Origin of the sequence: Paenibacillus lignilyticus (assembly GCF_017942085.1) — a bacterium.
Lineage (GTDB): Bacteria > Bacillota > Bacilli > Paenibacillales > Paenibacillaceae > Paenibacillus_Z > Paenibacillus_Z lignilyticus.
Window position 1 is genome coordinate 1 of the sequence record NZ_JAGKSP010000003.1, and the last position, 22,732, is coordinate 22,732.

Annotated in this window: 23 protein-coding genes; 6 read left to right on the top strand and 17 right to left on the bottom strand. The window is 44.5% G+C overall.

Annotated elements, in window-relative coordinates:
* From I8J30_RS09510 to I8J30_RS09525, 4 genes are all read right to left on the bottom strand, one after another.
* The coding region (locus I8J30_RS09510) for a peptide-methionine (S)-S-oxide reductase (protein WP_210657629.1) at positions 1–213 on the bottom strand (213 nt) is incomplete at its 3' end.
* Between the two features lie 573 nt (positions 214–786).
* Positions 787–1,572 (bottom strand): SDR family NAD(P)-dependent oxidoreductase, encoded by a 786-nt coding sequence (locus I8J30_RS09515; RefSeq protein WP_210658566.1) that lies wholly within the window; start codon positions 1,570–1,572, stop codon positions 787–789.
* A gap of 41 nt (positions 1,573–1,613) precedes the next feature.
* On the bottom strand, positions 1,614–1,820 hold the full coding sequence (locus I8J30_RS09520) for a DoxX family protein (protein ID WP_240548009.1): 207 nt from the start codon (positions 1,818–1,820) through the stop codon (positions 1,614–1,616).
* Between the two features lie 139 nt (positions 1,821–1,959).
* A complete protein-coding gene (locus I8J30_RS09525) occupies positions 1,960–3,009 on the bottom strand; it encodes an LLM class flavin-dependent oxidoreductase (RefSeq protein WP_210657631.1) in 1,050 nt (349 codons plus the stop codon).
* Between the two features lie 688 nt (positions 3,010–3,697).
* Between I8J30_RS09525 and I8J30_RS09530 the strand changes: the two genes are divergently transcribed.
* On the top strand, positions 3,698–4,093 hold the full coding sequence (locus I8J30_RS09530; RefSeq protein WP_210657633.1) for a YmaF family protein: 396 nt from the start codon (positions 3,698–3,700) through the stop codon (positions 4,091–4,093).
* Positions 4,094–4,323: 230 nt separating this feature from the next.
* Here I8J30_RS09530 and I8J30_RS09535 read toward each other — a convergent pair whose 3' ends face one another.
* From I8J30_RS09535 to I8J30_RS09545, 4 genes are all read right to left on the bottom strand, one after another.
* Positions 4,324–4,515 carry a hypothetical protein gene (locus tag I8J30_RS09535; RefSeq protein ID WP_210657634.1) on the bottom strand — a complete coding sequence of 64 codons (192 nt, stop codon included), beginning with the start codon at positions 4,513–4,515 and terminating at the stop codon, positions 4,324–4,326.
* 38 nt (positions 4,516–4,553) lie between these two features.
* Positions 4,554–4,733 (bottom strand): DUF7660 family protein, encoded by a 180-nt coding sequence (locus I8J30_RS34200; protein ID WP_420831221.1) that lies wholly within the window; start codon positions 4,731–4,733, stop codon positions 4,554–4,556.
* A gap of 517 nt (positions 4,734–5,250) precedes the next feature.
* Entirely contained in the window at positions 5,251–6,648 is a 1,398-nt protein-coding gene (locus tag I8J30_RS09540; RefSeq protein WP_210657636.1) for a carotenoid oxygenase family protein, read from the bottom strand.
* Positions 6,649–6,736: 88 nt separating this feature from the next.
* Complete coding sequence (locus I8J30_RS09545) at positions 6,737–7,258, bottom strand: PadR family transcriptional regulator (protein WP_210657638.1); 522 nt, start codon at positions 7,256–7,258, stop codon at positions 6,737–6,739.
* Between the two features lie 1,388 nt (positions 7,259–8,646).
* Between I8J30_RS09545 and I8J30_RS09550 the strand changes: the two genes are divergently transcribed.
* The gene (locus I8J30_RS09550; protein ID WP_210657640.1) at positions 8,647–9,564 is read left to right on the top strand and encodes an alpha/beta fold hydrolase; all 918 of its coding nucleotides are present in this window, start codon (positions 8,647–8,649) and stop codon (positions 9,562–9,564) included.
* Positions 9,565–9,754: 190 nt separating this feature from the next.
* Here I8J30_RS09550 and I8J30_RS09555 read toward each other — a convergent pair whose 3' ends face one another.
* The 4 genes from I8J30_RS09555 to I8J30_RS09570 all read right to left on the bottom strand — a co-directional run bounded on the left by I8J30_RS09555 (position 9,755) and on the right by I8J30_RS09570 (position 12,748).
* A complete protein-coding gene (locus I8J30_RS09555) occupies positions 9,755–10,777 on the bottom strand; it encodes an alpha/beta fold hydrolase (protein WP_210657642.1) in 1,023 nt (340 codons plus the stop codon).
* A gap of 96 nt (positions 10,778–10,873) precedes the next feature.
* Positions 10,874–11,533 carry a bacillithiol biosynthesis deacetylase BshB2 gene (bshB2, locus tag I8J30_RS09560; protein ID WP_210657643.1) on the bottom strand — a complete coding sequence of 220 codons (660 nt, stop codon included), beginning with the start codon at positions 11,531–11,533 and terminating at the stop codon, positions 10,874–10,876.
* Positions 11,534–11,555: 22 nt separating this feature from the next.
* Positions 11,556–11,900: a YojF family protein gene (locus I8J30_RS09565; RefSeq protein ID WP_210657645.1), complete on the bottom strand. Its 345-nt coding sequence runs from the start codon at positions 11,898–11,900 to the stop codon at positions 11,556–11,558.
* Between the two features lie 230 nt (positions 11,901–12,130).
* Positions 12,131–12,748 (bottom strand): FMN-dependent NADH-azoreductase, encoded by a 618-nt coding sequence (locus I8J30_RS09570; protein WP_210657647.1) that lies wholly within the window; start codon positions 12,746–12,748, stop codon positions 12,131–12,133.
* A 419-nt stretch (positions 12,749–13,167) separates the two neighbouring features.
* Between I8J30_RS09570 and I8J30_RS09575 the strand changes: the two genes are divergently transcribed.
* Positions 13,168–14,247: a lactonase family protein gene (locus I8J30_RS09575; protein ID WP_210657649.1), complete on the top strand. Its 1,080-nt coding sequence runs from the start codon at positions 13,168–13,170 to the stop codon at positions 14,245–14,247.
* Positions 14,248–14,599: 352 nt separating this feature from the next.
* Here the strand turns inward: I8J30_RS09575 and I8J30_RS09580 are convergent, their stop codons facing one another.
* Both I8J30_RS09580 and I8J30_RS09585 read right to left on the bottom strand, forming a co-directional pair.
* The gene (locus I8J30_RS09580) at positions 14,600–15,895 is read right to left on the bottom strand and encodes a UDP-glucose dehydrogenase family protein (protein ID WP_210657651.1); all 1,296 of its coding nucleotides are present in this window, start codon (positions 15,893–15,895) and stop codon (positions 14,600–14,602) included.
* Positions 15,892–16,884: a sugar phosphate nucleotidyltransferase gene (locus I8J30_RS09585; protein WP_210657653.1), complete on the bottom strand. Its 993-nt coding sequence runs from the start codon at positions 16,882–16,884 to the stop codon at positions 15,892–15,894. The genes I8J30_RS09580 and I8J30_RS09585 overlap by 4 nt, the downstream gene beginning before the upstream one ends.
* 270 nt (positions 16,885–17,154) lie before the next feature.
* Between I8J30_RS09585 and I8J30_RS09590 the strand changes: the two genes are divergently transcribed.
* From I8J30_RS09590 to I8J30_RS09600, 3 genes are read left to right on the top strand one after another with little or no spacing between them, the layout of a single operon-like run.
* On the top strand, positions 17,155–18,099 hold the full coding sequence (locus I8J30_RS09590) for a glycosyltransferase (RefSeq protein WP_210657655.1): 945 nt from the start codon (positions 17,155–17,157) through the stop codon (positions 18,097–18,099).
* A 1-nt stretch (position 18,100) separates the two neighbouring features.
* Positions 18,101–18,790 (top strand): glycosyltransferase family 2 protein, encoded by a 690-nt coding sequence (locus I8J30_RS09595; protein ID WP_210657657.1) that lies wholly within the window; start codon positions 18,101–18,103, stop codon positions 18,788–18,790.
* 26 nt (positions 18,791–18,816) lie between these two features.
* Positions 18,817–19,575 carry a glycosyltransferase family 2 protein gene (locus I8J30_RS09600; protein WP_210657659.1) on the top strand — a complete coding sequence of 253 codons (759 nt, stop codon included), beginning with the start codon at positions 18,817–18,819 and terminating at the stop codon, positions 19,573–19,575.
* Between the two features lie 105 nt (positions 19,576–19,680).
* Here I8J30_RS09600 and I8J30_RS09605 read toward each other — a convergent pair whose 3' ends face one another.
* From I8J30_RS09605 to I8J30_RS09615, 3 genes are all read right to left on the bottom strand, one after another.
* The gene (locus I8J30_RS09605; protein ID WP_210657661.1) at positions 19,681–20,772 is read right to left on the bottom strand and encodes a glycosyltransferase family 4 protein; all 1,092 of its coding nucleotides are present in this window, start codon (positions 20,770–20,772) and stop codon (positions 19,681–19,683) included.
* Positions 20,773–21,062: 290 nt separating this feature from the next.
* Positions 21,063–21,422: an SDR family oxidoreductase gene (locus I8J30_RS09610; RefSeq protein WP_210657663.1), complete on the bottom strand. Its 360-nt coding sequence runs from the start codon at positions 21,420–21,422 to the stop codon at positions 21,063–21,065.
* A gap of 336 nt (positions 21,423–21,758) precedes the next feature.
* Complete coding sequence (locus I8J30_RS09615; protein WP_210657664.1) at positions 21,759–22,730, bottom strand: oxidoreductase; 972 nt, start codon at positions 22,728–22,730, stop codon at positions 21,759–21,761.
* Positions 22,731–22,732: the final 2 nt, after the last annotated feature.

The following is a 22,732-nucleotide window of genomic DNA, read 5'->3' on the forward strand; positions in this document are numbered from 1 at the left end:
AAAAAAAAACTCCAGGATGCGACGGTAACTCGTCTCCGCTGTATCGAAGACGATTTCGATCCCCTCCGCATGAGTGCCATGGTTGCGATAGGTCGCGTTCGGAGTGTCACCGCCAGTATAGCCGACGCGAGTCGAGACGACGCCCGGAAGCTTGCGGATCAAGTCTTGCATTCCCCAGAAGCATCCCCCAGCGAGTACAGCGCGCTGATGCATGTTAAACCTCCTCAACCAGATCAAGATATTTGCCGAAGCCCTCGCTCTCCATGTCGTCGCGATAAACGATCGGCATCGTGAAATCATCAACCATTATACCCGCGGTATGCGTGACTCAAACCTCCCTGCCGTTAATTGAGAAAACGGCAGTTGTATGGCAGCTGCCGTTTTTATTCTTGATTCTCCTGTGTTACCTTTTGTTTCGTAGACCATACACCGCAGATCTTCATGTATCTATGTTCTTGTCCTCCGACATCTGTTCGTTAGCGTAACGAAAAAAGGAACAGCTGCCGTCGGCAAACTGCTCCAAGATGCAATGAACTATCGTTCCCCGTAAGTTAAGCGCAAAAGCCTCTTAAGCTGTAAGACATCAGTTTATTAATAGTCCATTTTCTTTTAGAGTTCAACGAACGGTACCCTAGCTATTTGTTTTTCTCCTGGCTAACGTTATTAGTTGTCTCAAATAACTTATCCCATAATCCCATAATTATCACCAATCGCTCTTGACCCAATTATCTTTCTTTATGAAATTGAATCAGTTTTTATATGCAGTTGATTGTCGTATACTGCAAATTACCAAGCTGAAGCTCCACCGTCAACGGCATAGTTAACACCAGTAATATATGCTGCTCGGTCAGAAGCAAGGAAGGCCGCAAGTTCTACAATTTCCTCAGGTTGACCAAAGCGCTTGAGAAGAGTTTTACTTGTTATTGCATTCCTAGCTGCTTGATTATCGCCGAGATCTCGGTCACTGGCTGGAGTTAGAACCGGACCGGAACTAATGGCCACCGCACGGATTCCATGACTTGCTCCTTCAAGCGCTAGCTGTCTTGTCATGCCGATGACACCAGCTTTCGCAGCACAGTGCGCAACCATAGGAGGGGTCTCGCCCGCAATCATCCCTGCCACGGACGCAATGTTAATGATCACTCCGCCGCCGCGATTGACTAGGTGGGGCCATGCATACTTGGACATAAAGAAAGGAATATCGAGTTCGCCGGCTATGGTGATCCGCCAATCCTCTATAGAGAAATCAGGCATTGGACCAAATCGTTGCATCGCTGCATTGTTGTAAAGCACGTCCAGTCCACCGTATGCGGCAACTGCTTCTTCTACTAGTTTTTTTGCTTGTTCGGGGTCGGTCAGATTAATTGGCGCGATTCCTGACATCTCACCACCTGCGCTTTTTACAAGTTCCACAGTCTCGTTATTGGCATCCACGTTGATATCACAACCTATGACTTTTGCTCCTTCACGCGCAAAAGTCAGTGCTGCAACTCGCCCCATACCTCCACCCGTACCAGTAATTAATACAATTTTATTTTCAAGTGTTCCTCTTTGAGAATGTTGGCTGTTCATAATCATTCCTCCTAATTTTGTGATTGGCATCGTCATCTGCTTCACGCTGTCAGTAATTCGCAGATGCGTAAAGATGCCCCGAGCATCCTAACAATAATAATTAAACTGCCCCAAGCGGCTAATGTTACATCCCAAATGCCCGCAATAACCAATATCGCAGAAATGACTTCTATAATTCCTGTCAAGATTCTAAACCAGCCGGGATATCCATAATGCTGAAAACCTTCAACAATGCTGAAAACCTTCAACCAATTGTTGTAACCGGAATTTCAAAACCCGAACATAAGGAATCCTGAACCTAAAATAGTCTGGAGAGAATAATGGACGAAATATGCATGACTTTCTCTCCCCTGTTTTTCTCTCTGTAAATATTAATTACTCTTGATCTTACTTATTGCTGTCCCATTTACCGACCTCTTCGCGAACTCGAGGAGCTACTTCCTTACCTAACAGCTCTATCGCCTTCAATACATCCTCATGCGGCATCGTACCGACGGGCAAATGCAGGAAGAATCGCGTAAATCCTAAGTGCTTGCTCATGAAAATAATTTTATTAGCTACCGTTTCGGAGTCTCCGACATACAATGCGCCTTCCAAGGTGCTACTGTCATCGAATTGTGAACGGGTGTATTGGCCCCAACCACGCTCTCTCGCAAAGTAATTAAACGAGGCTTGGGTAGACGGAAAATACTTCTCGACCGCAAGTGAGTTGCTTTCGCCAACATAGCCAAGTGAATGCACAGCAATTTTTAATTTTGATACATCATGTCCCGCAAGTGCCGCAGCCTTTTTATAAAGTGGTACGAGCGGTGCGAATCGCAATGGGCTCCCGCCAATAATCGCGAGCACAAGCGGTAATCCGAGTTCGCCTGCTCGGATTACCGATTCCGGATTCCCTCCGCTTCCAAGCCAAACAGGCAAAGGGTTTTGCACAGGCCGAGGGTATATGCCTAGGTTCGTAAAGGCTGGTCGGAACCCTCCTTTCCAAGTGACTTTCTCCGATTCCCTCAATTTTAATAAGAGGTCTAATTTCTCTTCAAAAAGCTGGTCATAATCTTTTAAGTCATAACCAAACAGCGGGAAAGCATCAACCATAGAGCCTCGACCAGCGATTATCTCAGCTCGTCCGTTCGATAAACCATCGAGCGTGGCAAATTGCTGGAATAAACGGACAGGATCTGCAGCAGAAAGTACGGTTACCGAGCTCGTCAAGCGGATTCTTTTAGTCATTGGCGCCGCTGCCGCTAAAATGACGGCAGTTGCAGAATCCCCAAATTCCTTGCGATGATGCTCTCCGACCCCAAATATATCTAGCCCTACCTGATCCGCAAGAATAATTTCCTCTACAACCTGACGCAATCGCTCAGCATGACTGATCGTTTCTCCCGTGTGAGCATCCGGAGTTGTTTCGACAAAAGTATCAACACCTATTTCCATGATTAAATCCTCCTTGTTAGTTACATGATCTAAAAGAAATTATTTTCTATTAGGATCGGATTCCCCAGTACTTGCAGGACTTTCGCGATTTTTAATTCCATAACCAATTTTCTTCATCACGCGTATAAGCTCAAGCTTCTCTTCTCCCGCAGCATAGGATAAATTGTCAGAAATCAATCGAACATGCTTTGGAAAGATGTTATGAAAATAGCTCCCCCCTCACTCGTTAACGAAAACTTTGTTTTTCGACGGTCTCCTGGGATAGGAATTCGTTCCACGAGCCCTTAAAAACTAGGTATCCTAATGTTAGTTATTCTAATGTTAGTTAATTTATCTGTCAACCTGTAACTTATGAGCCGAACATTATTATAAAAATAACTAGGAAAATGTGGAAAACAATAAAGCGGAACAAACTCAATGTAGTTTGTTCCGCTTTTTTCTTATATGCCTCGTTACGAATGGCCAACTTATTCTCACATTCATACAAAATATCACATATTGAAACTAAACCGCTCATTCGCCGGCTGCCGTTATGTCTTGTGGAGATAGCGTACCCGTTAGCTTCATGAATTTTCTACATAAGATCTTAATCTCTAATTATATTGAAATCCCACATATGCCTTGAAGAGTTCTCCCTCTCTCTATCATATAGATATAGAATGTTAAGTTAAAAGGAGATGGATGAACGATGGATATCCCGATTACCGGTTTCATTGTGCATAACGGCTATTCCGATGAGGATCATACTCACATTCTCTACTTAACAAGCTGGGATGGCAAACCGATGCATGTACATGATTTCTCAGGAGTCACTTCTGTGGAAATAGGTCATCATCATCAATATGCCGGCACAACGGAACCTGCACCTTCCGGCGTACAGCATTGCCACTATTACTGCACGGTAACTTCCGTAAACAGCGGACATAAGCACACGATTAAAGGTACGACAGGCCCTGCCCTCCCGTTATCCGGAGGCGGTCATTATCATTATTTCGAAGGTTGCACTACGGTTGATGGTTTGACACCGCATGCACATTTCTATTGTGGACATACGGGTAATGCAATTGCCGATAGTCGCTGCTGATTGGAGCATAGAATGAATAGCAGAACGACAACCACAAAGATGAACTACCTGTTAGTTGAGAAAACGGCAGCCTATATTCCTCGGCTGCCATTTCTTCGTGTTTATTGAGCTATCGTTTCCCGTTAGCCATTCATGCATCTCTTCTTTGCACCACAGAGCATGAAAGTTAATTCGTCCTTTCATGGTAGTTGAATCTGTAATCATTACCCAATCCTAACGCAAAGATAAGTCTAACTGTCTTGTACAGCATTCAACAAAACCCCAGCCTCAAGATCCTTTCCAATATAAACTCCTTTGTCAGTCAGATGTTGATAACCACCACCATGATCCGTTAACACATTCTGGTATTGAGCATAATGCCCCATTACTTCAATGAAAACAAGGAGCAGCTGCTGGTGGCAAACTGCTCCTTGTTTCGTCATCTATTGTGTTCCATTAGTGGAACACTACCTAAGATTCTTTATTCATAAATTTTGGATGCATATAAAATATCAGCTAACACTTTCCACGTTGGTTGCTCTGGTATGGACTGATTAGTGTTTACATAGTAACTTTCCATTCCTTCTATCCATGCTTCCATCGCTTCAAGGTAACTCTCTAATGTTGGGTTAGAGTGTCTCGTTAGCGCAATACATGCTATATGTAAGCGTCAAATTACCGCCATCTTGAACAAGGAGTGCTATTTGACGCTTACATATAATCGGATTTTCTAACGATCTCGGTTATACTTTTCTAACAAAGTGATAACCGGATAACCCCTTGGTTAAGATGTGATGAAAGGACTATGCCCCATTTCAAAATAAAATAAAACCCCCAACTTTCTATTAGCAAAGTTGGGAAGAATTTGAATTGTGCTGCTGTTTGCCATAATATAGTCATTTACCGATTAATGATATTTTTTTGGTTTATATTTAGATTTTTATAATTTTATATCGAATTCTCTCTGTTTAGTCTGAATTTACTTAGTACTTTTTGCTGGAAGTAGTTTTTTTGGATCTGACACTTTTTCTATGGTAAAAGCAAATACAGATATTTGCTTCATTTGGATTTGAAACATTAGATTTTTTTATAAGGAAAATCAATAATCTAATTTCCAATAGGAAACATTGTATTTTTCCAATAAACTCCTTCCTTCTTTAATTCAACCTGACCGTTAATTACATATACTGCTCCCCAGTGAATATCCCGTGAAATCCAAATGGAATATGATGTGTCACATCCGCTCTTCCCAGTTCTTCGAAGGTTTGTGCATCTAGGACGAGCAGGAAAGAATGTGAATTGCGACCATCCAGAACAACCGATAATACAACACCATCATCCTCATCGCTTGAATTCGGTCGCTGAACGAAAATCGGTTCGCCTGGATAGCACCCGTCTTGACGCCAAATTGTTGTCGTACCTCTCTGCAAATCTGCCTTGGCCAATTGATTCGGGTAATTCTCGTAATGATCCTTGTTTGTACTAATTCCATAAGCGTATCGGTAAGATTTACCACTATATCGGCCATAATTGATTCTCGGAAGATCAATAGATGCCGGAGAAATCACTTCGTAAGAAACATTTCGTGAATCAAACTTCACCGTATATCTACGCAATTGAACGAAAATAGGCTCACCCGTTTTCCCCTTCAAATTGCTTACTTGCAAATGGTTTATTGTCTTGGCATCTTCTAGTGCGCAAATATCCAATACCAGTCCTCCATTGATCTCGAAAGCATTCACGTGATGAAAAGAGAAGAAAGCTTCGGCTTCGAATGTTTTCAGAATGATCCCATCTGACTTGCGCACAACGCGGAACAGCGTTCCATGATCCGGCTTCCATGTAAAATTTTCGATCAGTGTTTTTTGTTCGTTGGCCAGATCTCGAGGATCGATCACAAGCGGAAATTCCGTGATGATGACGTAATTTTCCGTGTTTGCAAAGCTGTGCATATAAGCTGGTCGATCCGTCCGAACCGAGGCAATCAGATCTCGCTTGCGGCTATGTGGAGCTACCGAATACAAGTTATACGCATGCTTGCGCCCGAATTCAGTCGTGAAGTTGATGTAACGTCCGGTCTGCAAATCATAATGCGGATGGGCAGTCGTCAACTGACCGCCCAGACTGTCGTCAAAATTGAATACGTCCACGGTTTCTAGATTAACCGGATTGAATTCTATAATACCAGGCGTTTCGGATAGAGCCATAAAACGGTCGTCTAGAATGGCTACATTAATATTCGTATTATTGGCGTACTTAATTCTGGTGCCGCCCTTTGAGCCAAAACCGGTATTGAATTGTCCCTTTTCCAGCGTCGAGTAGTAAGCATTCGATCTCAAGTATCGGTTCGAGTAAATCACGTTGCCCTCGCAAAAAGAAAATTTATGCAGCATGGCAAGTCCATCGAACCAATGCGTATGCCAACCCAAGTTTTCATTTGCAGAGAATTTGGCTGGACCATTTCGGAACAAAGTACCGTTTAACCAATAAGGGATGCGACCTTGCGTTTTCAGCGGTACGGCGTTTTGTTCGTGATCCAGGTTCGAAAAACCTGATTTGAATAGTTGTTCGCTCATCTTTGGTTCACTCCATTCTTAAGCTTCAGACATCGCACGAAGTAAGAACTAGATTGTGGATACCTAAATTTGTCAATAATTGGATTGACTATTTCTTCTTTTCAACCACTGTTAAAATGCTCTTTATTTTTTGAATAAACGAATCATAATGAATTAAACCTAGCTCAATACACGATTTCTGGAATATGAGCGGCGAATCCTCATACTGCTCATATTTTTCATTCAGCTTGTCATACAGGTCTTGATATTCTCTCAAAGCTTGGCAGAGCAACATTTCCATCGTTTCTCTGGTGGCCATGTCGCCGAAATACAATCGCATTAAGAAATCAGAATTAGACACTTCTTTTTCCAAAGGTGCGTTCAAATATTCCTGGAAGCGTTCAACTCCGGTATCGGTTATGTTGTAAATGTTTTTATCCGGTTTGCCTTCTTGTTTCACGATTTTTTTTGTAATCAGATATTCCGTCTCCATTTTTCTTAATGTTGGATATATCGTACCGAAGCTGGCATCGAAGAAGAAGGAGAACCGCTCTTCGAAATAACGCTTAATTTCGTATCCAGAATGAGGACCTGAATTTAGAATTCCGAGAATGACGCCTTGGATTTTCAAAATATACCGCACCTTCCTATCCTATATTGACTATAAAGTAACCGATTTATGAGCAGTCCATTTGTGTGCTCCTTGCAGCATGCGGTCAGAACAACCGCGATTAGTGTGGCAATTCCAGATAAAAGAACCTTGCAAAGTCAGATCAAGCGACATCGCGGCGATCTTGGCGTTCAGCAATGAATTTCAGGCTTGCCGGAATTGGCGTTGATCATACCTTTAGTAACTGTTCGAATAGAATGATTGTCTCCCCTTATATCGTTCTGTCATATTAATAATTATAATATAGCATATCGATATATAAATCACTAAGGAATATTATGGCTTCAATGTTTGTCTACTAGGATTTGAATCGAGCCAACACGATGAGGGAGTTGCTCCATATCTTCTCAGGAATTGTGCAGTTCATGAGATTACTCGGCAATTTTGAGATTCTGACCGCCAGGTTCTCCAGACAGTCGGACTGAAACTATTGATTTCAAAAAACCAGAAGCTTTGTCCTTGGTAGGTACACAATTTTTCCCCGCCTAAGATCCGTCAGATTGACGTCATCGGAATCTACCTGGAGAAAGAGCTGGAAATGCAGGTTTATTTTTTAAAGTATATTTCAAAAAATATCCTTCTTATGGAAAAAGGTAATGTCTGCTATAGTTAACTCCGCGGAAAGATGGGGACCAAGAACGGGGTGATAAGGAAGAAGAATACGAAGTGAGTTTAATTAAATTCTAAAGGAGGAAAATGGTTTATGAATATTAAACAAACGATTTTTGGGGATAACCCGAAATATAAGCTATCCCACAACCCAATGCTCCGAATCCCACAGCTCCTTCTATAAGAACCTTGCTGAGAATAGGCTGTTCTTTTGCAATTGCTGCACCAAGCACCACACAAACAGCTACAAAATGGATCGACTAAGTCCTCTGGTTTTTTTGAATTTTAGGGAGAAAATCTTCCGCCTTTTTCGGAATTTCAATTCTTAGTTTTACCATTGCTTAGTAAGCGTCATATAACCTCCAACTAGATCACGCCTACTCCATAACACGACGAGTAATCGGAAGCGAAGATGACCATGGCAAATAAGGCTCGAGTGCCTCTGGATTTTGTGGATCCGGAAGCTGTGGAAATTAGGACAATAATCTGTATTGTATCTGCTACTGGAAGGTTTCTTCTTGTATCCTTTATCTGAATACAATACAACTTCTTGTCTTTTGGAAAGGACAAGAAGTCAATACCCGTATATTTTGATAAAAGACAGAAAATCATATATTTATGTCCATTAACTAGAAGAAAGGGAACACCACAGTGAATACTAAATTTACAGAGCATCGCATCGATCGTGGACAAGGCAGCATCTCTGCACGAAATTACTCAGGTAAAGGAGGAAAAATCTTATGAACCAGAACAACACAAAGGCCGAAGAAGCCGCAAAACAGGACTTAGCATCTTCGCCAAAGATGGAGATTGGCATGTTGCAGGTCAGTTCGGATATCAAGCTTCGTCATATGGTCTATCATCCTGCCCATTCGAAGGCTACGGTATTGTTCCTACACGGCTTCCCAGAGTCCATGTATACGTGGAAACCGATTGCCGAATCTCTGTCCAACGACTATGAGGTTCATGCGTTCGACTGGCCCGGTTACGGACAATCCTCACGTCCCAGCACCGATCGCTTTTCCTACTCGCCGAAAGACTATGCCCAGGTGCTGGAACAATATATTCGCGCTTCCCGTATCGATAGCTCGAAACTGGTGATTTACGCGACTGATATTGGGGCTTTGCCGGTGTTGCTGGCCGCCCTGGAACAGCCACATATCGCGAAGAAGATCATCGTCGGAGATTTTGCGCCTTTCAACCGGCCGCATTACATGTGGGAAAATTTGGCAGCTCTGAAATCTAAGCCTTCGTCTGATGTCGTGCGTGCTGCGATGAACCAGACTCGAGATGAAATCCTGGCAAACACGTTCTTCCGCGACAATCCGACAGAAGAGCGCTACACGTTGCCCCAGGAGTTCAGGGACGATATAGCGAAATGGTGGGATGGCGATATCACTGCGGCCGACGCGTTCTATCATTACTACTCTCACTTCACTCGCGACCAAGACTATTTTGAAGCCAATATGTCCAAGCTTAAAGTGCCCGTGAAAGTCGTGTGGGGCGAAAAGGATAGCTACATCAAGAAGGAAATGGGCGTCGAGTTCGCAGAGCGCAATAATTTAAAGCTTACGATTCTCCCTGGACTCGGCCATTACCCGCATCTGCAGGCACCAAAGCAGACCGCAGATGAGCTTCGAGCCGAAATCGAGGGTTGAGCTCGCCTTTCACTGTTCCTTTAAACTCATATACAGGTTGACGATATTCTTTTGAGTCGTACACATACGTTAATTTATAACTTTCCACGGTTAGACGATCACCTGTCGTGTTTCAGGTTATCTTTCTTGATGAACGAACAAGCAGTGCATGGCTAAAGCTTGCCATGCACTGCTTTTGTTACTGGATGTATTACTGGAAAAACTCGTTAAACAGCTTAATGGTTTCCTGCGGTTTCTGCTCTGCGATCCAGTGTCCTGCTCCATCCAGTTTCACCGATTTTGCATCAGTCGCATATTGACGCAAATGAGCATCAAGGTTATTAAAAGTGGAATCAAAACCTGCAATACCGAGAATTGGCATCGTTAGTTTCGGATAAGTTTTGAAATCTTCAATGTCTTGCCTGAATGTGTTATACCACCCGTTGCTTGCGCGAATTGCTTCAGCACTTGAATATGCCGCATAGTACACTTCTTTAACCTCTTTGGTCATAGAAGGCTTGACATAGGCCAGATAGTCAAAGAGCCAATCCTGATAAATACGCATTCCATCTCCTTGCAGCAATTTCTCAGGCAATCCTGGAACCGAATTGAGTCCAAACCACCAAGGGTAAATAGGATGGTCTTTAACACTCGTATCGTACACTCCTGGCGGCGGCAAGAGAGGTAGTCCCAGATAGCGTTCAGATGGATGAACAACATCCAACAAAGCTAGTTTTGTCGTAGCTTCAGGGTAATTGGCTGCATAAGCATAAGCAACAAATGCACCTATATCATGTCCTGCCATATTAACTTTTGTGTAACCGAACTCTTTGACCAAGGCATAAATATCCGCTGCCATAGTCTTCTTGTCATAGCCTGATGCGGGCTTGTCAGAGCTGCCCATTCCACGGTAGTCAACGACGTAAACATGATATTTCTTTGCTAGTTCCGGCATAATTTTGTGATACGCATACCATGTTTGCGGCCAGCCTGGAAGAAGGAATAGCGGTTCACCCTTACCGCCTTCAACATAGTGAAGCTTGATTCCATTAACCTTTTTAAATCCGTTTTTAAATCCTGGAAGTGTTTTGACGAGTTCCTTGTCCGAATAAGCTTTTTTTGCGGATGTATCATTATTATGGTTTGTGAAAGCAGTAATAAGTGCAGACACAAGCGCTGCTAACAGTAAAAATGAGCTGAATTTAGCATACTTTCTCGTTGTTCCATTTGACATAATAAAAATCCTCCATTAAAAAAATGTTTTATGAAAATAGCGGACTCAGAGTAACCCTCCGCTGCCCTATCTTAACAAGAAACGAACGGATGTATATTATGGGAAGCGATACGTCCAGAATCGTTCCGTTCCGAAACGGGCCTGGATTTCTGCATCCGATAATTTCTTGTTGCCTAACAATTCGGCGGCTTGGAACTGGGACTTATGGGCTTGTATAGACGCCATCTTCTGTTTCATGAAACCTTTAACGTCATTAATGATGTCGGGCTTTCCGATTTCTTGTTCGTGATTGTTGGCGAATGCAATGCAATGTACGGTCGGCCTACGGTCGGCTGACATTCTGCCGATTGTTCGGATAACCGCCGCCCCGCATGCGTTGTGGTCGGGATGAACGCTCAGCGTCGGGTGGAACGTAATGACCAATGAAGGATTCAGTTCAATTATGAGCGTTTCAATGCTTGCGTCTAACTTCGCTTTATCCTCGAATTCGATCATTTTATCGTGAAATCCAAGCATTCTGATATCCCGGATGCCAATGGCACGACAAGAAGCTTCCAGTTCCTGCTTGCGTATGGCGGGTAAACTGACCCGGTTGGTGAAAGGCGGTATTCCCATGTTTCGGCCCATCTCTCCCAAAGTCAAACAAGCATAAGTGACTTCCGTTAATCCTGTGCCGAGATGCATGGCAATTGTCCCTGACACGCTGAATGCTTCATCGTCCGGATGAGGAAACACAACTAGAATGCGTCGTTCCATATTCGTTCAAATCCCCCTCTGTCTAGAATGGTTCCCGGCTCAATTGCAACGCTACGATAAGTTTTCCCGCAGTATCGTGACCCGCAAGGATGAGCCTTTCGGAATCTGTTTCTTCATAGTGGGTCAGCCCCTCGGAATAAACCCAGCCTTGCTCCGTTTTCAAGCCGACGCGATAAGGTCCGTCCCCAGAAATCGAGCCGTGTGAATAACGAATAACGGCGTTCGAAATAAAGGTCGCGGCTGGATGTTTCGTACGATCCAGATGTGCCGCGTAAGCTCCCGTTGTCATCTCGAGATGGATATATAAATCCAAATCGATAAGCCTATCTATAAATTGCTGGATTTTCGTTTTGTCGATGAGTTGCATCTTCTTTCCTCCAAACACCTAGAGATCCCCTGCTCTTAACCAACCTCGTCTAATAACGCTTTGTACTCCTCGCACGTCCAAATTGTAAATAGTAAAGAGACGCCATCATAAGGCTGCTGTGAGAATTCTTACTTGGTGTTATGGTCTTTACGCTTATTATTTCTGTAATGCGTGCAACCATGTTAATCGTTGAACTGCCAACTATTGGAAATGAGTTTCGGTATTCTTTTTCACATCAGAACCGGCACTTTGGATAAATATGTCGCAGCTTCCTCAGCCTCTCTATAAGCATTCTCCAATATTTCATCCCGATTTGATACAGCAGTCGTTTGACCCTTGATGATCTGATAATCTTCAACCCCCAGGAATTTGAACATGGATTTGAGATAGTTATGAGAACACTCAACTTCCTTATCTTGGATAACAAGAAGACTTCGACCGTCCTTTAGCAACCCTACCGAGCCATTCTCCGTATATGTGAACGTCTCCCGAGGGATCATTATGTTATCTATATAATCATTGAGTTTGAGTTGAATATTGAAGTTATGCAGCGGCATTGCGATGACGTACTTATTGGCGCTTTTGAACTGTTGCAGTACCTCTGCCATGCGCGAAGTCACTTTCTGTTCTTCGGCAGTAATTGGTTCACCTTTCGCCAACTTGTCCCATGCGCTTAGTGCCGTTTGATCGACTGGGGGTACTTCATCGCTATATAGATTGATTTGTTCCATGGTCTGACTTGGATTCAATTCCTTATAGTTCATCAAAAAATGATGAAGCACTTTCGAACTGAAAGAAGAACTGGCTTCCATTTTCGGGTGGGCATTAATGATAAGCATTTTATTCATGACGTATCTTCTCCTCCCTTCTGTAATATAGACAATTATTATCGTCGATATTTAATGTCCACAATATATACTTTTGATGAAGTTCTGTCAATTCCGGAATCATTGGTAATTGAAGTAGAGTGAAACTTGGCTAAAAAAAAGAAACCCGCTTTGTAAGGCGGATTTCTTGCGTTCGAGCATGTTAACCTAAGTCAATTCAGCTGTAGCCTTAACCTCGTTATAGATACTCTTCTTCGGACTATATATTCTTCACGTGTACCACGTCGCGCCATCAATAGAATCCATTTACCGGCAATTCTATCGTTGGGTCATATAAAGCAAGTTCTCTTCATGATCTCTTTCATGACTGAATACAATTAATCGATGGTGGCCGGAACTTCATGCATCCAGCTGTAGCGATTAAGGAGGAGAACTGTACCATGCCGAACATGGTTTACATGATGACCAATATGGAAGTAAACCAAGTCATCGTCTTCTATAGGGAAATCAATGGAACCCTCACCATTGCCGGGCGATTCCCGACTTATGGAAGTGGTTCCGGAGTACGAGGGGTCAACTTTGAAGCCGCAAAAAGAGGAGGCATCGATCCCTTATCATCACAAGGCGCACTCACATTGTCACCCGACGGTCATTTTCTTTTTGCCGTTAATGCGGGAAATCATAGTATCAGTAGCTTTATCATAAGCAATAACGGATTACCCGTTCTCGCCGATGTTAAGCCCTCAGGAGGGGCTCAACCTACAAGTATAGCGGTATTCGGGAATCTTCTCTACGTTGCCAACGTAGGCAATGCCGCGAACAATTTCACATCTAATATCTCAGGATTTCGGATCGATCAATTTGGACGTCTTACTTCTATCCCCGGATCGACCCATTCTCTAAGTTCGTTAAATGCCCAGCCATCGCAAGTTCTTTTCAATCCAGATGGAAGGAAAATTATCGTATCAGAAATTTCAACGAATCTTCTCAGTGTATTCCATGTCAATCAAGACGGTACGGTTACAGGACCTATCATTAATGAATCTAACGGTATGCTACCATTTGGCTCTTTATTTCTATCCTCCGGCGTTCTTTTGGTTACAGAAGCGGGCTCCAATGCGTTATCCTCTTATTCATTGAATCCTAATGGACGGCTCGATGTAATTAGCGGCTCTGTTCCGACCGGTCAGAAAGCTACTTGTTGGGTTGCCGTAACAAAGGATGAACAATTCGCTTTCACGCCTAATACCTCAAGTGGCACGATAGCCGTTTACCATATCGATCGAAAAGGAGCCCTGACATTCCTCCGTAACGTTGCCAGTACGCCCGAAGGGGTACCAACAGGCCTTCCGATGGATGTAGGCGTATCCAAAGATGGACGTTATTTTTATGTACTCAACGGCAACCAGGGCACCATCTCTGCATTTCATATTAAGGACGACGGCAATCTAACCATTTTTCAGGTTGCTGCCTCGAGCAAAGCTCCGTATTTTGGATCACAAGGTCTAGCAGTCCTATAATCCGTCGAAGGTATCCCTTCGTTTCCCAGCTCTTCACCCTACCTCTTCATCCGTGCTGACCAAGTCCCTGAATGACATCACAGCGTCGATACAATCTCTTTCTTGGCGCTCAATTCCACCTAGGCGCTTTTGGAAAGGACAAGAACTTGTATCCATAAAATAAAAAAACCGCGTAATACGCGGAATTTAATACAATATGCTCTTATCCTCTTACAACAAAAAGGAGCCTTCCATAGACTGCTCCTTTTTTTGAAATGTCATGTAAGAATGTCTGGAACGGTAAATTACATTGTAACCTATCTTGCTTCGATTTAAGGAATCTCTAATGGTCTTTTATGTCGTATGACTTCGGCTAATAATCGTTACCGATGCCCTGATAATAATAACCGATTCCACGCATCTGCCTCGCATCCATCATATTGCGACCGTCGAAGAAATTGGCCTGCGTAAGGAGAGCTCTTAGGTGCTCCCAATTCAGCTGTCCAAACTCCGTCCACTCGGTGCATAAGATGACCGCTTCCGCATTTTGTAAGGCTTCTTCCACCGATCCACAGACCGTCACCGTCTCATAACAAACATCGACTGGCAATTTAGCGATGGGGTCAAACAATCTTACTTTTGCCTTTTCGAGTATCAGCTCTTGAATCACCCGTAGTGCTGGCGCTTCACGGATATCGTCCGTATTTGGCTTGAACGCAAGCCCCAATACTGCAATGTATTTATCTGTAAAATCTCCCAGACGCTTCCTCGCCTTGTCAAGCAAATAATTAAATTGAAGGCAGTTAACTTCCATCACTTGGTCCAGAATACGAAGATTCACTTCGTGCTTTCTTGCTGTCATGACCAGCTCCGAGACGTCTTTCGGAAAACAGGAGCCTCCATACCCCAGACCAGCTTGGAGGAAGCTTGGTCCGATCCGAGGATCTAGCCCCATTCCGTCGGCAACCTCTTTAACGTTGATTTCCAACTCATCACAAAGTCTCGCAAGCTCGTTCATATACGATATTTTTGTTGCGAGAAACGCATTGGACGCATACTTGATTAACTCTGCGGTCCGCGGCTTCGTTACGATCCAAGGGCATTGAAACGCCCCGTACAGCTTTTGAAGCTGCTCCGTTGCATTTGCGCTGTCCGTGCCAATTACGATTCGATCCGGCCGCAAGGCATCTTCCACAGCCTTGCCTTCCCGCAGAAATTCGGGATTTGAAGCGACATCGAAAGAGTAGGCCACACGCTGAGACGCCTCGATCCACGTTTTTATTTGCTCTTGCGAGCCTACGGGGACAGTGCTTTTGGTGACGACGAGCTTGTAGTCATTCATCCAGTACCCGATGTCCTCAGCTGCCTGTTGAATGTAGCGCAGATCCGCGTTTCCGTCCAACTGCGAGGGCGTTCCGACGCATATAAAAATGATGTCGTGCTCAGCGATGGCCTTCTCTTTATCCGTCGTAAAGAGCAATCGGCCACTGCGCACATGCTTTGATATAAGATCTTCAAGGCCGGGCTCGTGAAAATGCAAACGTCCCTGCCTCAACCGTTCGATTTTGAAGGCATCGACATCAAGCCCCGTGACTTGCCAGCCAGACTCTGCAAAAACCATGGCGGTCGTAACCCCTACGTAGCCCGTCCCTATTATTAAAATTTTCAAGGTTCGTTCGCTCCCTCGTCGTTGTTCACACAGGCGAAGATTGAATGCTCGCCGAGAATAACATTTTTTAACATGAATGGAGGGTCTTTCGCGTGAACCCCATTCAAAATTACACTGTTTTCAATATGACAGTTTTCCAGCCTGGAGCCGGCGCCAACGGACACGTACGGCCCGATGCAGCAATTCTTCAGCACGCAGTCCTTATCAATGGATACAGGCTCTACGATTGTACACCGTTCGAGCCTGACGGACTCGTGAATCCGATTCTTCGACGCATCTGCACTAAGCAATTTCTGGTTAGCCTCCAGCCACCGGTCCATTGTACCTACATCTATGTTCAACTGATCAGTAACATGGTAGGCAACAACTAGACGCTGCTCGAGCAACTTTTGAATCGCATCCGTAATCTCATATTCCCCCCGCTTAGAAGGTTGAATTTCGTCAATCGCCGTGAAAATATCTTTAGTGAAAGCATATGAACCAAGCACCGCCAAATTAGACTTAGGAATCGCCGGCTTCTCATCAAGACTGATAATTTGCCCATCCTGAATATCGACGATGCCATAATCCTTCGGAGCTGTAACATTCGCGAGCAGCAAGGATGCTTGTACCCCTCCAAGCTCGATGTCGTCCTTCAGCGCATACAACGGAGCGGAAATCAGATTATCCCCTAGGAGCAACAGAAAAGCTTCCTCCGAGATAAATGTCTGAGCTTGCTTGACCGCATGAGCTATTCCTCTGGCCTCATACTGATAGATATACGAAATCGAAATGCCGAGTGCTTCTCCCTCGCCGAATTGCTCACGAATGGCCGCTTCCTGCGACGGATGAATTACTATGCCGACCTGATCTATGCCGAGCTCTATTAATTTCACAAGCGATAATTGCAATAGGGGGGTATTAGCAATAGGTATAAGCGTCTTTGGCCGACTATGGGTAAACGGATATAATCGGCTTCCTTTCCCCGCACAGAGAATCAATCCCTTCAACAGCCTCTCTCCCTTCTTACGAACTGCTATTATTCTATGAAAACGGCTTTCACTTGGTATAGGCCACACACTACGCAAGAAAAAATGCCGCTGATCTTGATGAAAGCGCCGTGCCCTGCAAAAGAGTCCATTCATATCCTACAAAGAAACGCCTATGGAAGACACTGACCTAAGGAGCTGTGGGATATTTTGAGAATAGCTCAAATCTCAACCAATACGATTCCTGTCCCTCCGAAGGATTACGGGGGCACGCAGCGCGATGTTCATTATTTGACGGAAGAATTGGTCAGACGGGGGCATGAGGTGTTTCTCTTTGCTAAAAAAGGATCGACCTCGAATGCAACCCAAACGTTTGAATATGAATCGGACGATCCCAAAGAGCAACTCGACTTCATTATAAAAAACCTTCCATCTGATGTGGACATCATTCACGATCACTACGGCATCGTCGCGAAAGCGAATCCTCCGATTCCGACTATCTGCCAATCCCATTCCAAGGGAATTAAGTCAAACGTGCAGATTCGGGTATACGTAAGTAAATTTATCTTGCGTAAATACGGGAAACGAAAAGGCTACGCGGTCCACAACGGAATCCGTATGGAGGATTACACCTTTAAATCCACCAAACAGAAATACCTGCTCTTCTTGGGAAGATTGATCAAGGAAAAAGGCGTCCATCTCGCCATCAAGGTGGCTAAGAAAACGGGCAGACGGCTCATCATCGCTGGTACGCTGAACGACAAAAAATATTACAACACCAAAATAAAACCGCATCTGGGCAAGCAAATCCGCTACGTTGGCCCCGTTGGCGGAGATCTCAAGCATGAGCTTCTTGCCAATGCCAGCTGTGTCCTGTTCACTTCGACTTGGGATGAACCATTCGGTCTTGTCCTCATCGAAGCGCTTGCTAGCGGCACCCCAGTGCTCGGATTTCGGAAGGGCGGAGTCGCCGAGGTGCTTAGGGGAATGCCACGGCTCTTGTGCAAGACCACATCTGGTATGGCAATGAAAGTCAGATACCCCAAAAGGCTGCCCACAGCGCGCAAGTGCAGGCGTTATGCGAGAACTCGCTATTCAGATATCATTATGACGGATTCATTCCTAAAGCTGTATCAGAAGATCATCAACAAAAAATTGTACAAAATTAAAAAAAATACATTATGGAACCGGCGGAAAGCTAAGCTTCAACCCACATCGAATGGAGGTGGCAACTAAGATGATTACTGTGATCGCCTGTACGATGAGATCCTCCTGCATTGACAACGTATTCGAGAATTACGCTCGTCAACTTTGGAAGAATAAACAAATGATTATTATCTTAAACAACGACAACATGGATATCGAGCTCTATCGACAGCGGGCAAGTCAATTCCCGGAAAATGAAGTCCGAGTATTCCAGCTTTCCCAGAAATACAAACTCGGAAAATGTTTGAACTATGCCATTAATCTGGCTGAAAACGGAATCATCGCCAAGTTCGACGACGATGATTATTACGGCCCTAAGTTTCTTAGGGAAGCCGCCAGAGCAATTAAACGCGGCAAGGCGTCCATCGTCGGCAAACATACCGCCTTCCTCTATTTCAAAGCGAAGCGGGCATTGATGGTGTTCCGCCGTGGCGGCGAATGGAAATATAGCCGCAGCGTAAAAGGCGGTACGCTGGTTTTCAGGAAAACAGTCTGGAATCGTGTCCCGTTTCCCGAGTTTAAAAAATCCGGCACCGATTCCGGTTGGATCGGGCGCTGTATTCGTAGAGGCTTTCGCGTATATTCCTTGTCCAAACGGCATTATGTCTGCATCCGAAGAAAAAACCACAACAGCCATACGCAGAAGAAATCTACGTACCGCTACATGTCGCAATGCCGGCTTGTTCGCAAAACGAAGTATTATAGAAGATTTGTCAACTAGATGGTCTTTTTTAAAAGGAGAAAAAGATGACATCCGCGGATATAGATACTGGCGTAACAATCATTACCTCGACGATTCGAAATGAACTCATGCAAAATATGTTCGAAAATTACGCCCGTCAGGAATGGAGCGTCAAAGAGCTCATTGTAATCATTAATGACAACGACATCGCCATGGGACCATACAAAGAACTTGCAAAAAAATACGACAACGTCCGTGTTTTTCGGGTCGACGAGAGCAGAAATCTTGGGGCATGCCTCAATTATGCGGTAACTCGTGCCCGATATAGCTACATTGCCAAATTCGATGACGATGACTACTATTCGCCTCAATATCTCGATGAATCTATGTTATTGTTTCTTAAGAAGAAAGCCGATGTCGTCGGTAAACGTTCCAGTTATTTCTTCTTCCCGCACCGTTCCCTGTTGCTGCTTCGCAAAACGACAGTCAAGCCATATGGCCGGTGCAGGCGAATAGCAGGTCCCACGATCATGTTCCACAAACGGGTATTCAAGAAGGTTACCTTCTCGACTAAGGTGGTTGCCGGGTCCGATGCGCGATTCGTTCAAGCATGCCTGAAACAAGGATTCAAAGTATTCACTGCCTCTTCCTACAACTTCGCAGCATACCGCCGCGCAAACCGAAAATCTCATACTTGGAAGGTTTCAGAAAAGCAGCTGCTCGCTTCCAAAGGCGCCACGATCATAAGTACGAAAGATTTCAAACCTTACGTCGATCGGACGCTCGATCTTCTGCCCTTACCGGACGGAATGGAACCTAAATAAGCGCAACTCCATGCAGGATCAAACACCTCAATGTCTTAGCCTAGGGTCATTGAGGTGTTTTTGTTTGAACTGCTCCCTTCATACTACGTCCTTGTCGTCCCATTTCTATTTCAATTTACTTTTATACAGCTCCATTAAATTCGAGGCAGTCAGCTTCCAGTTGAACCTGTTCTGAACATCCTTCCTAGCCTGCTTGGCGAGCCGGCCGCGCATTTCCGAATCGCTCGCGAGTTTGATGATTTGGGCGGCGAACGCCGATGGTTTGTGATAGTCTTGCACGAGCAGCCCGTTCCGGCCATGTTGCACGATTTCCGGTATTCCTCCGTTATGGGAGGCGATTACCGGCAGGCCACTAGCCATCGCTTCGACGTTGACGAGTCCGAATGCCTCGTGCTTCTGCGAAGGACAAACGAAGCAGTCGCCTGTTCGGTAGAACGCCGGCATTTGCTTGCGGGAGAGATTTCCCTTGAACTGAACGGGAACGTTCAGGTTGCGTGCGGTTCTCTTCAAGAATGCCTTGTAGGAGGCTTTCCCTGATCCGCCAGCAACCGTTAATCGTAGCGAAGGAATGGATTTAAGCGCTAGACCGAAAGCCTTCAACAATGTAGGGACCCCCTTCCTCGGAATGAGCCTTCCGGCGAAGAGAAGGTGGAACGGTTTGGAGGAAGACGAGCCGATTGGATGGAACTTTTCTGTATCGACGCCAAGATGTACGAAGTTGATTTTTGCTTTATGTGCGGGAAAGCGCTTGATCAAAGACTGCTGGAGCGATTTGCTGTTGCCGACGATCAGATTCGCGTAATTGAAATCCGCATTCGCTTTCTGCGTCGTTGTCATGGGGCTGGATGCGAATGTCATGGAATGCATGAAGACGACAATTGGCGTTTTCGGAAACGATTGCCGAACCGCTTTTGCGAAGCCCGGCCTATTGTCGATCTGAATTAGATCGTAGCGGTTCCCTTTCACTTTCCGAATCGCGTTTGATAAATACGCTTGCTTAGAACCACCGGATACTCTCAAGATCGTCATGTTGTCGACGATAGATTTACGTGCTAGATTTTTGCGAAATAGACTGACGATCGTGACTTGGTGCTCGCTCGAAATTTGCTTTGTGATCTGATAGATGCAATTCTCCACCGACCCTCCGACCGGCGGCGGAACTGGAATTTGTTCAGGTGCGATGATTAGCAGTTTCATAACCTTCTCCCCTCGTCTCCTTGAAGTTGTATTACAAACTATTCGAAGATTCGCATATGTTGATAGGCAAGGGTCATATATTGGAGAATTTTATAAATCTTGCAGACGCTCTCATTATGCTTTAGCAATGCGAAAACCCAGTTTCAAGTTCTTGTCATTTGATTATGACAAGAACTTGATCCCATAAATAAAAGCCGCGATTTTCGCGGCCTTTAATGATCAGTTCTTGCTTATTAATATTCGAAGAATGAAGGATGAAAAATCATTTGGCTTTCTACCTAATACCCACGTTAAACATTAGAATTACCATTAGATCCATGTTCATTGTAATGTTGAAACATCTTTAATATTGTATTTACTTGATGGTCTCCTGATCCACGCTTTTTTAATTGTGCTGCGATCATATCGGACAAAGATAAATTTTCAGGTCCACAGAGTTCATATGTAGCCCATCTATGTCCTGGACTAGTAAGAATTATTGAAGCTGCCTCGGCTAAGTCTTCTAAGTCAACCATACAGATGCGCGTTTCTTGAGTCGTAAAATACTTTTGTTGAAAGATACCTTTTTCACTAAGCAACTTCCAAGACTCGAGAATATTCTGCATAAATACCCCTGGCTGAATTATTGTATATGGAATACCTGAATTCACAAGAAGCTCCTCAACCATATGCTACGTGCGGTCGATAGGATAACACTTCGTTTCCATGACGGGCTTGAACGCGTCGCCGAATGAGATAGAATCATGGGATTGTGGATAATACCAACCGAAGCGATCACATATATAGAACCAATATTCGATTTATGTGCACATTCCCCATTTCTATCTCCCCGAAATTTATTAATGCCATCATACTGGATCTCTTTTATTTATTCCAATGCATTTCATGTTATATTCTTATTGATTAGAAGGAATGATTGTGGATGAAATTGAAGCTGGAAGGTTTGAACTAACGTTCTCGGACATTTTCAATTTTCATAAAACATCTCAATCTGTAAATTTTATACGGGTCAATTTCTCACTGATTTGCCAAAGTCGCTCCGCATATTCAGGATCAATCGCCCAAGGAAATACACCTGTTAGCTTTTGACTCAGTCCTTGTGGTGCTTCTGCCGTAATGACTTCGGCAATATCAACATCTAAGCAGAAAACGCCTCCTTTGCCCTCAAGTTGTGGACTGGTCGCGCACCACACGCTGGTAGCAGCACCCTGCTCCGTTGTCTTTAGTTCTCCAGTTGCTGCAGCCTTTTCCTCTTCCGACATAAAACGCACTAAATCGGTCATAATTCTTCCTGGATGCACAGAAAACGCGCGGATACCGTGCGATTGCCCACGCTTGTCCAGTGCAACGGCAAAAAGCGCATTAGCAGATTTGGACTGGCCATAAGCCTTCCATTTATCGTATTCCTTCTGTTCAAAATTTGGATCCTCAAAATCAACGCCACCAAAACGGATACCTGTTGATGAAACAGAAACTACCCGCGCGTCTTTTGCCTTTTTCAAAGCGGGCCATAACTGTAACGTTAACTGAAAGTGACCCAAATGATTGGTTGCAAATTGCGACTCGTAACCACGTGCGTCCCGTACTAGGGGAGGAGCCATTATACCGGCATTATTGATCAGGATATCCAGCGGTCGTCCAGAGTCCAGAAACTTTTGAGCAAATGCCTCGATTGAAGCAGGATCGATCAGATCCAACTCTTCTAACTCTACTCTATGGATACCTGCAACCGAAGTGAGTGCTTTCTCTGGTGAACGTGCAGGTACAATGACTGTTGCTCCAGCCTCGGCTAAGGCGCGGGTTGTTTCAAGTCCGACGCCTGAGTACCCGCCGGTTACGATGGCGATTTTTCCATTCAAGTCACAGCCAATAACTACTTCCCGTGCGGTTGTTTGCGAACCAAAGCCCGAATGGATTGGTTTTTGAGGTGTTACCAGATAGTTGTTATCTTCTTTCATGT

What these genes read in the sequence shown, in the direction of transcription:
- I8J30_RS09515 (WP_210658566.1), bottom strand. Translation starts at nt 1,572, where the DNA reads ATGAACAGCCAACATTCTCAAAGAGGAACACTTGAAAATAAAATTGTA.
- I8J30_RS09525 (WP_210657631.1), bottom strand. Translation starts at nt 3,009, where the DNA reads ATGGAAATAGGTGTTGATACTTTTGTCGAAACAACTCCGGATGCTCAC.
- I8J30_RS09530 (WP_210657633.1), top strand. Translation starts at nt 3,698, where the DNA reads ATGGATATCCCGATTACCGGTTTCATTGTGCATAACGGCTATTCCGAT.
- I8J30_RS09535 (WP_210657634.1), bottom strand. Translation starts at nt 4,515, where the DNA reads ATGACGAAACAAGGAGCAGTTTGCCACCAGCAGCTGCTCCTTGTTTTC.
- I8J30_RS09540 (WP_210657636.1), bottom strand. Translation starts at nt 6,648, where the DNA reads ATGAGCGAACAACTATTCAAATCAGGTTTTTCGAACCTGGATCACGAA.
- I8J30_RS09550 (WP_210657640.1), top strand. Translation starts at nt 8,647, where the DNA reads ATGAACCAGAACAACACAAAGGCCGAAGAAGCCGCAAAACAGGACTTA.
- I8J30_RS09555 (WP_210657642.1), bottom strand. Translation starts at nt 10,777, where the DNA reads ATGTCAAATGGAACAACGAGAAAGTATGCTAAATTCAGCTCATTTTTA.
- bshB2 (WP_210657643.1), bottom strand. Translation starts at nt 11,533, where the DNA reads ATGGAACGACGCATTCTAGTTGTGTTTCCTCATCCGGACGATGAAGCA.
- I8J30_RS09565 (WP_210657645.1), bottom strand. Translation starts at nt 11,900, where the DNA reads ATGCAACTCATCGACAAAACGAAAATCCAGCAATTTATAGATAGGCTT.
- I8J30_RS09570 (WP_210657647.1), bottom strand. Translation starts at nt 12,748, where the DNA reads ATGAATAAAATGCTTATCATTAATGCCCACCCGAAAATGGAAGCCAGT.
- I8J30_RS09575 (WP_210657649.1), top strand. Translation starts at nt 13,168, where the DNA reads ATGCCGAACATGGTTTACATGATGACCAATATGGAAGTAAACCAAGTC.
- I8J30_RS09595 (WP_210657657.1), top strand. Translation starts at nt 18,101, where the DNA reads ATGATTACTGTGATCGCCTGTACGATGAGATCCTCCTGCATTGACAAC.
- I8J30_RS09600 (WP_210657659.1), top strand. Translation starts at nt 18,817, where the DNA reads ATGACATCCGCGGATATAGATACTGGCGTAACAATCATTACCTCGACG.
- I8J30_RS09605 (WP_210657661.1), bottom strand. Translation starts at nt 20,772, where the DNA reads ATGAAACTGCTAATCATCGCACCTGAACAAATTCCAGTTCCGCCGCCG.
- I8J30_RS09615 (WP_210657664.1), bottom strand. Translation starts at nt 22,730, where the DNA reads ATGAAAGAAGATAACAACTATCTGGTAACACCTCAAAAACCAATCCAT.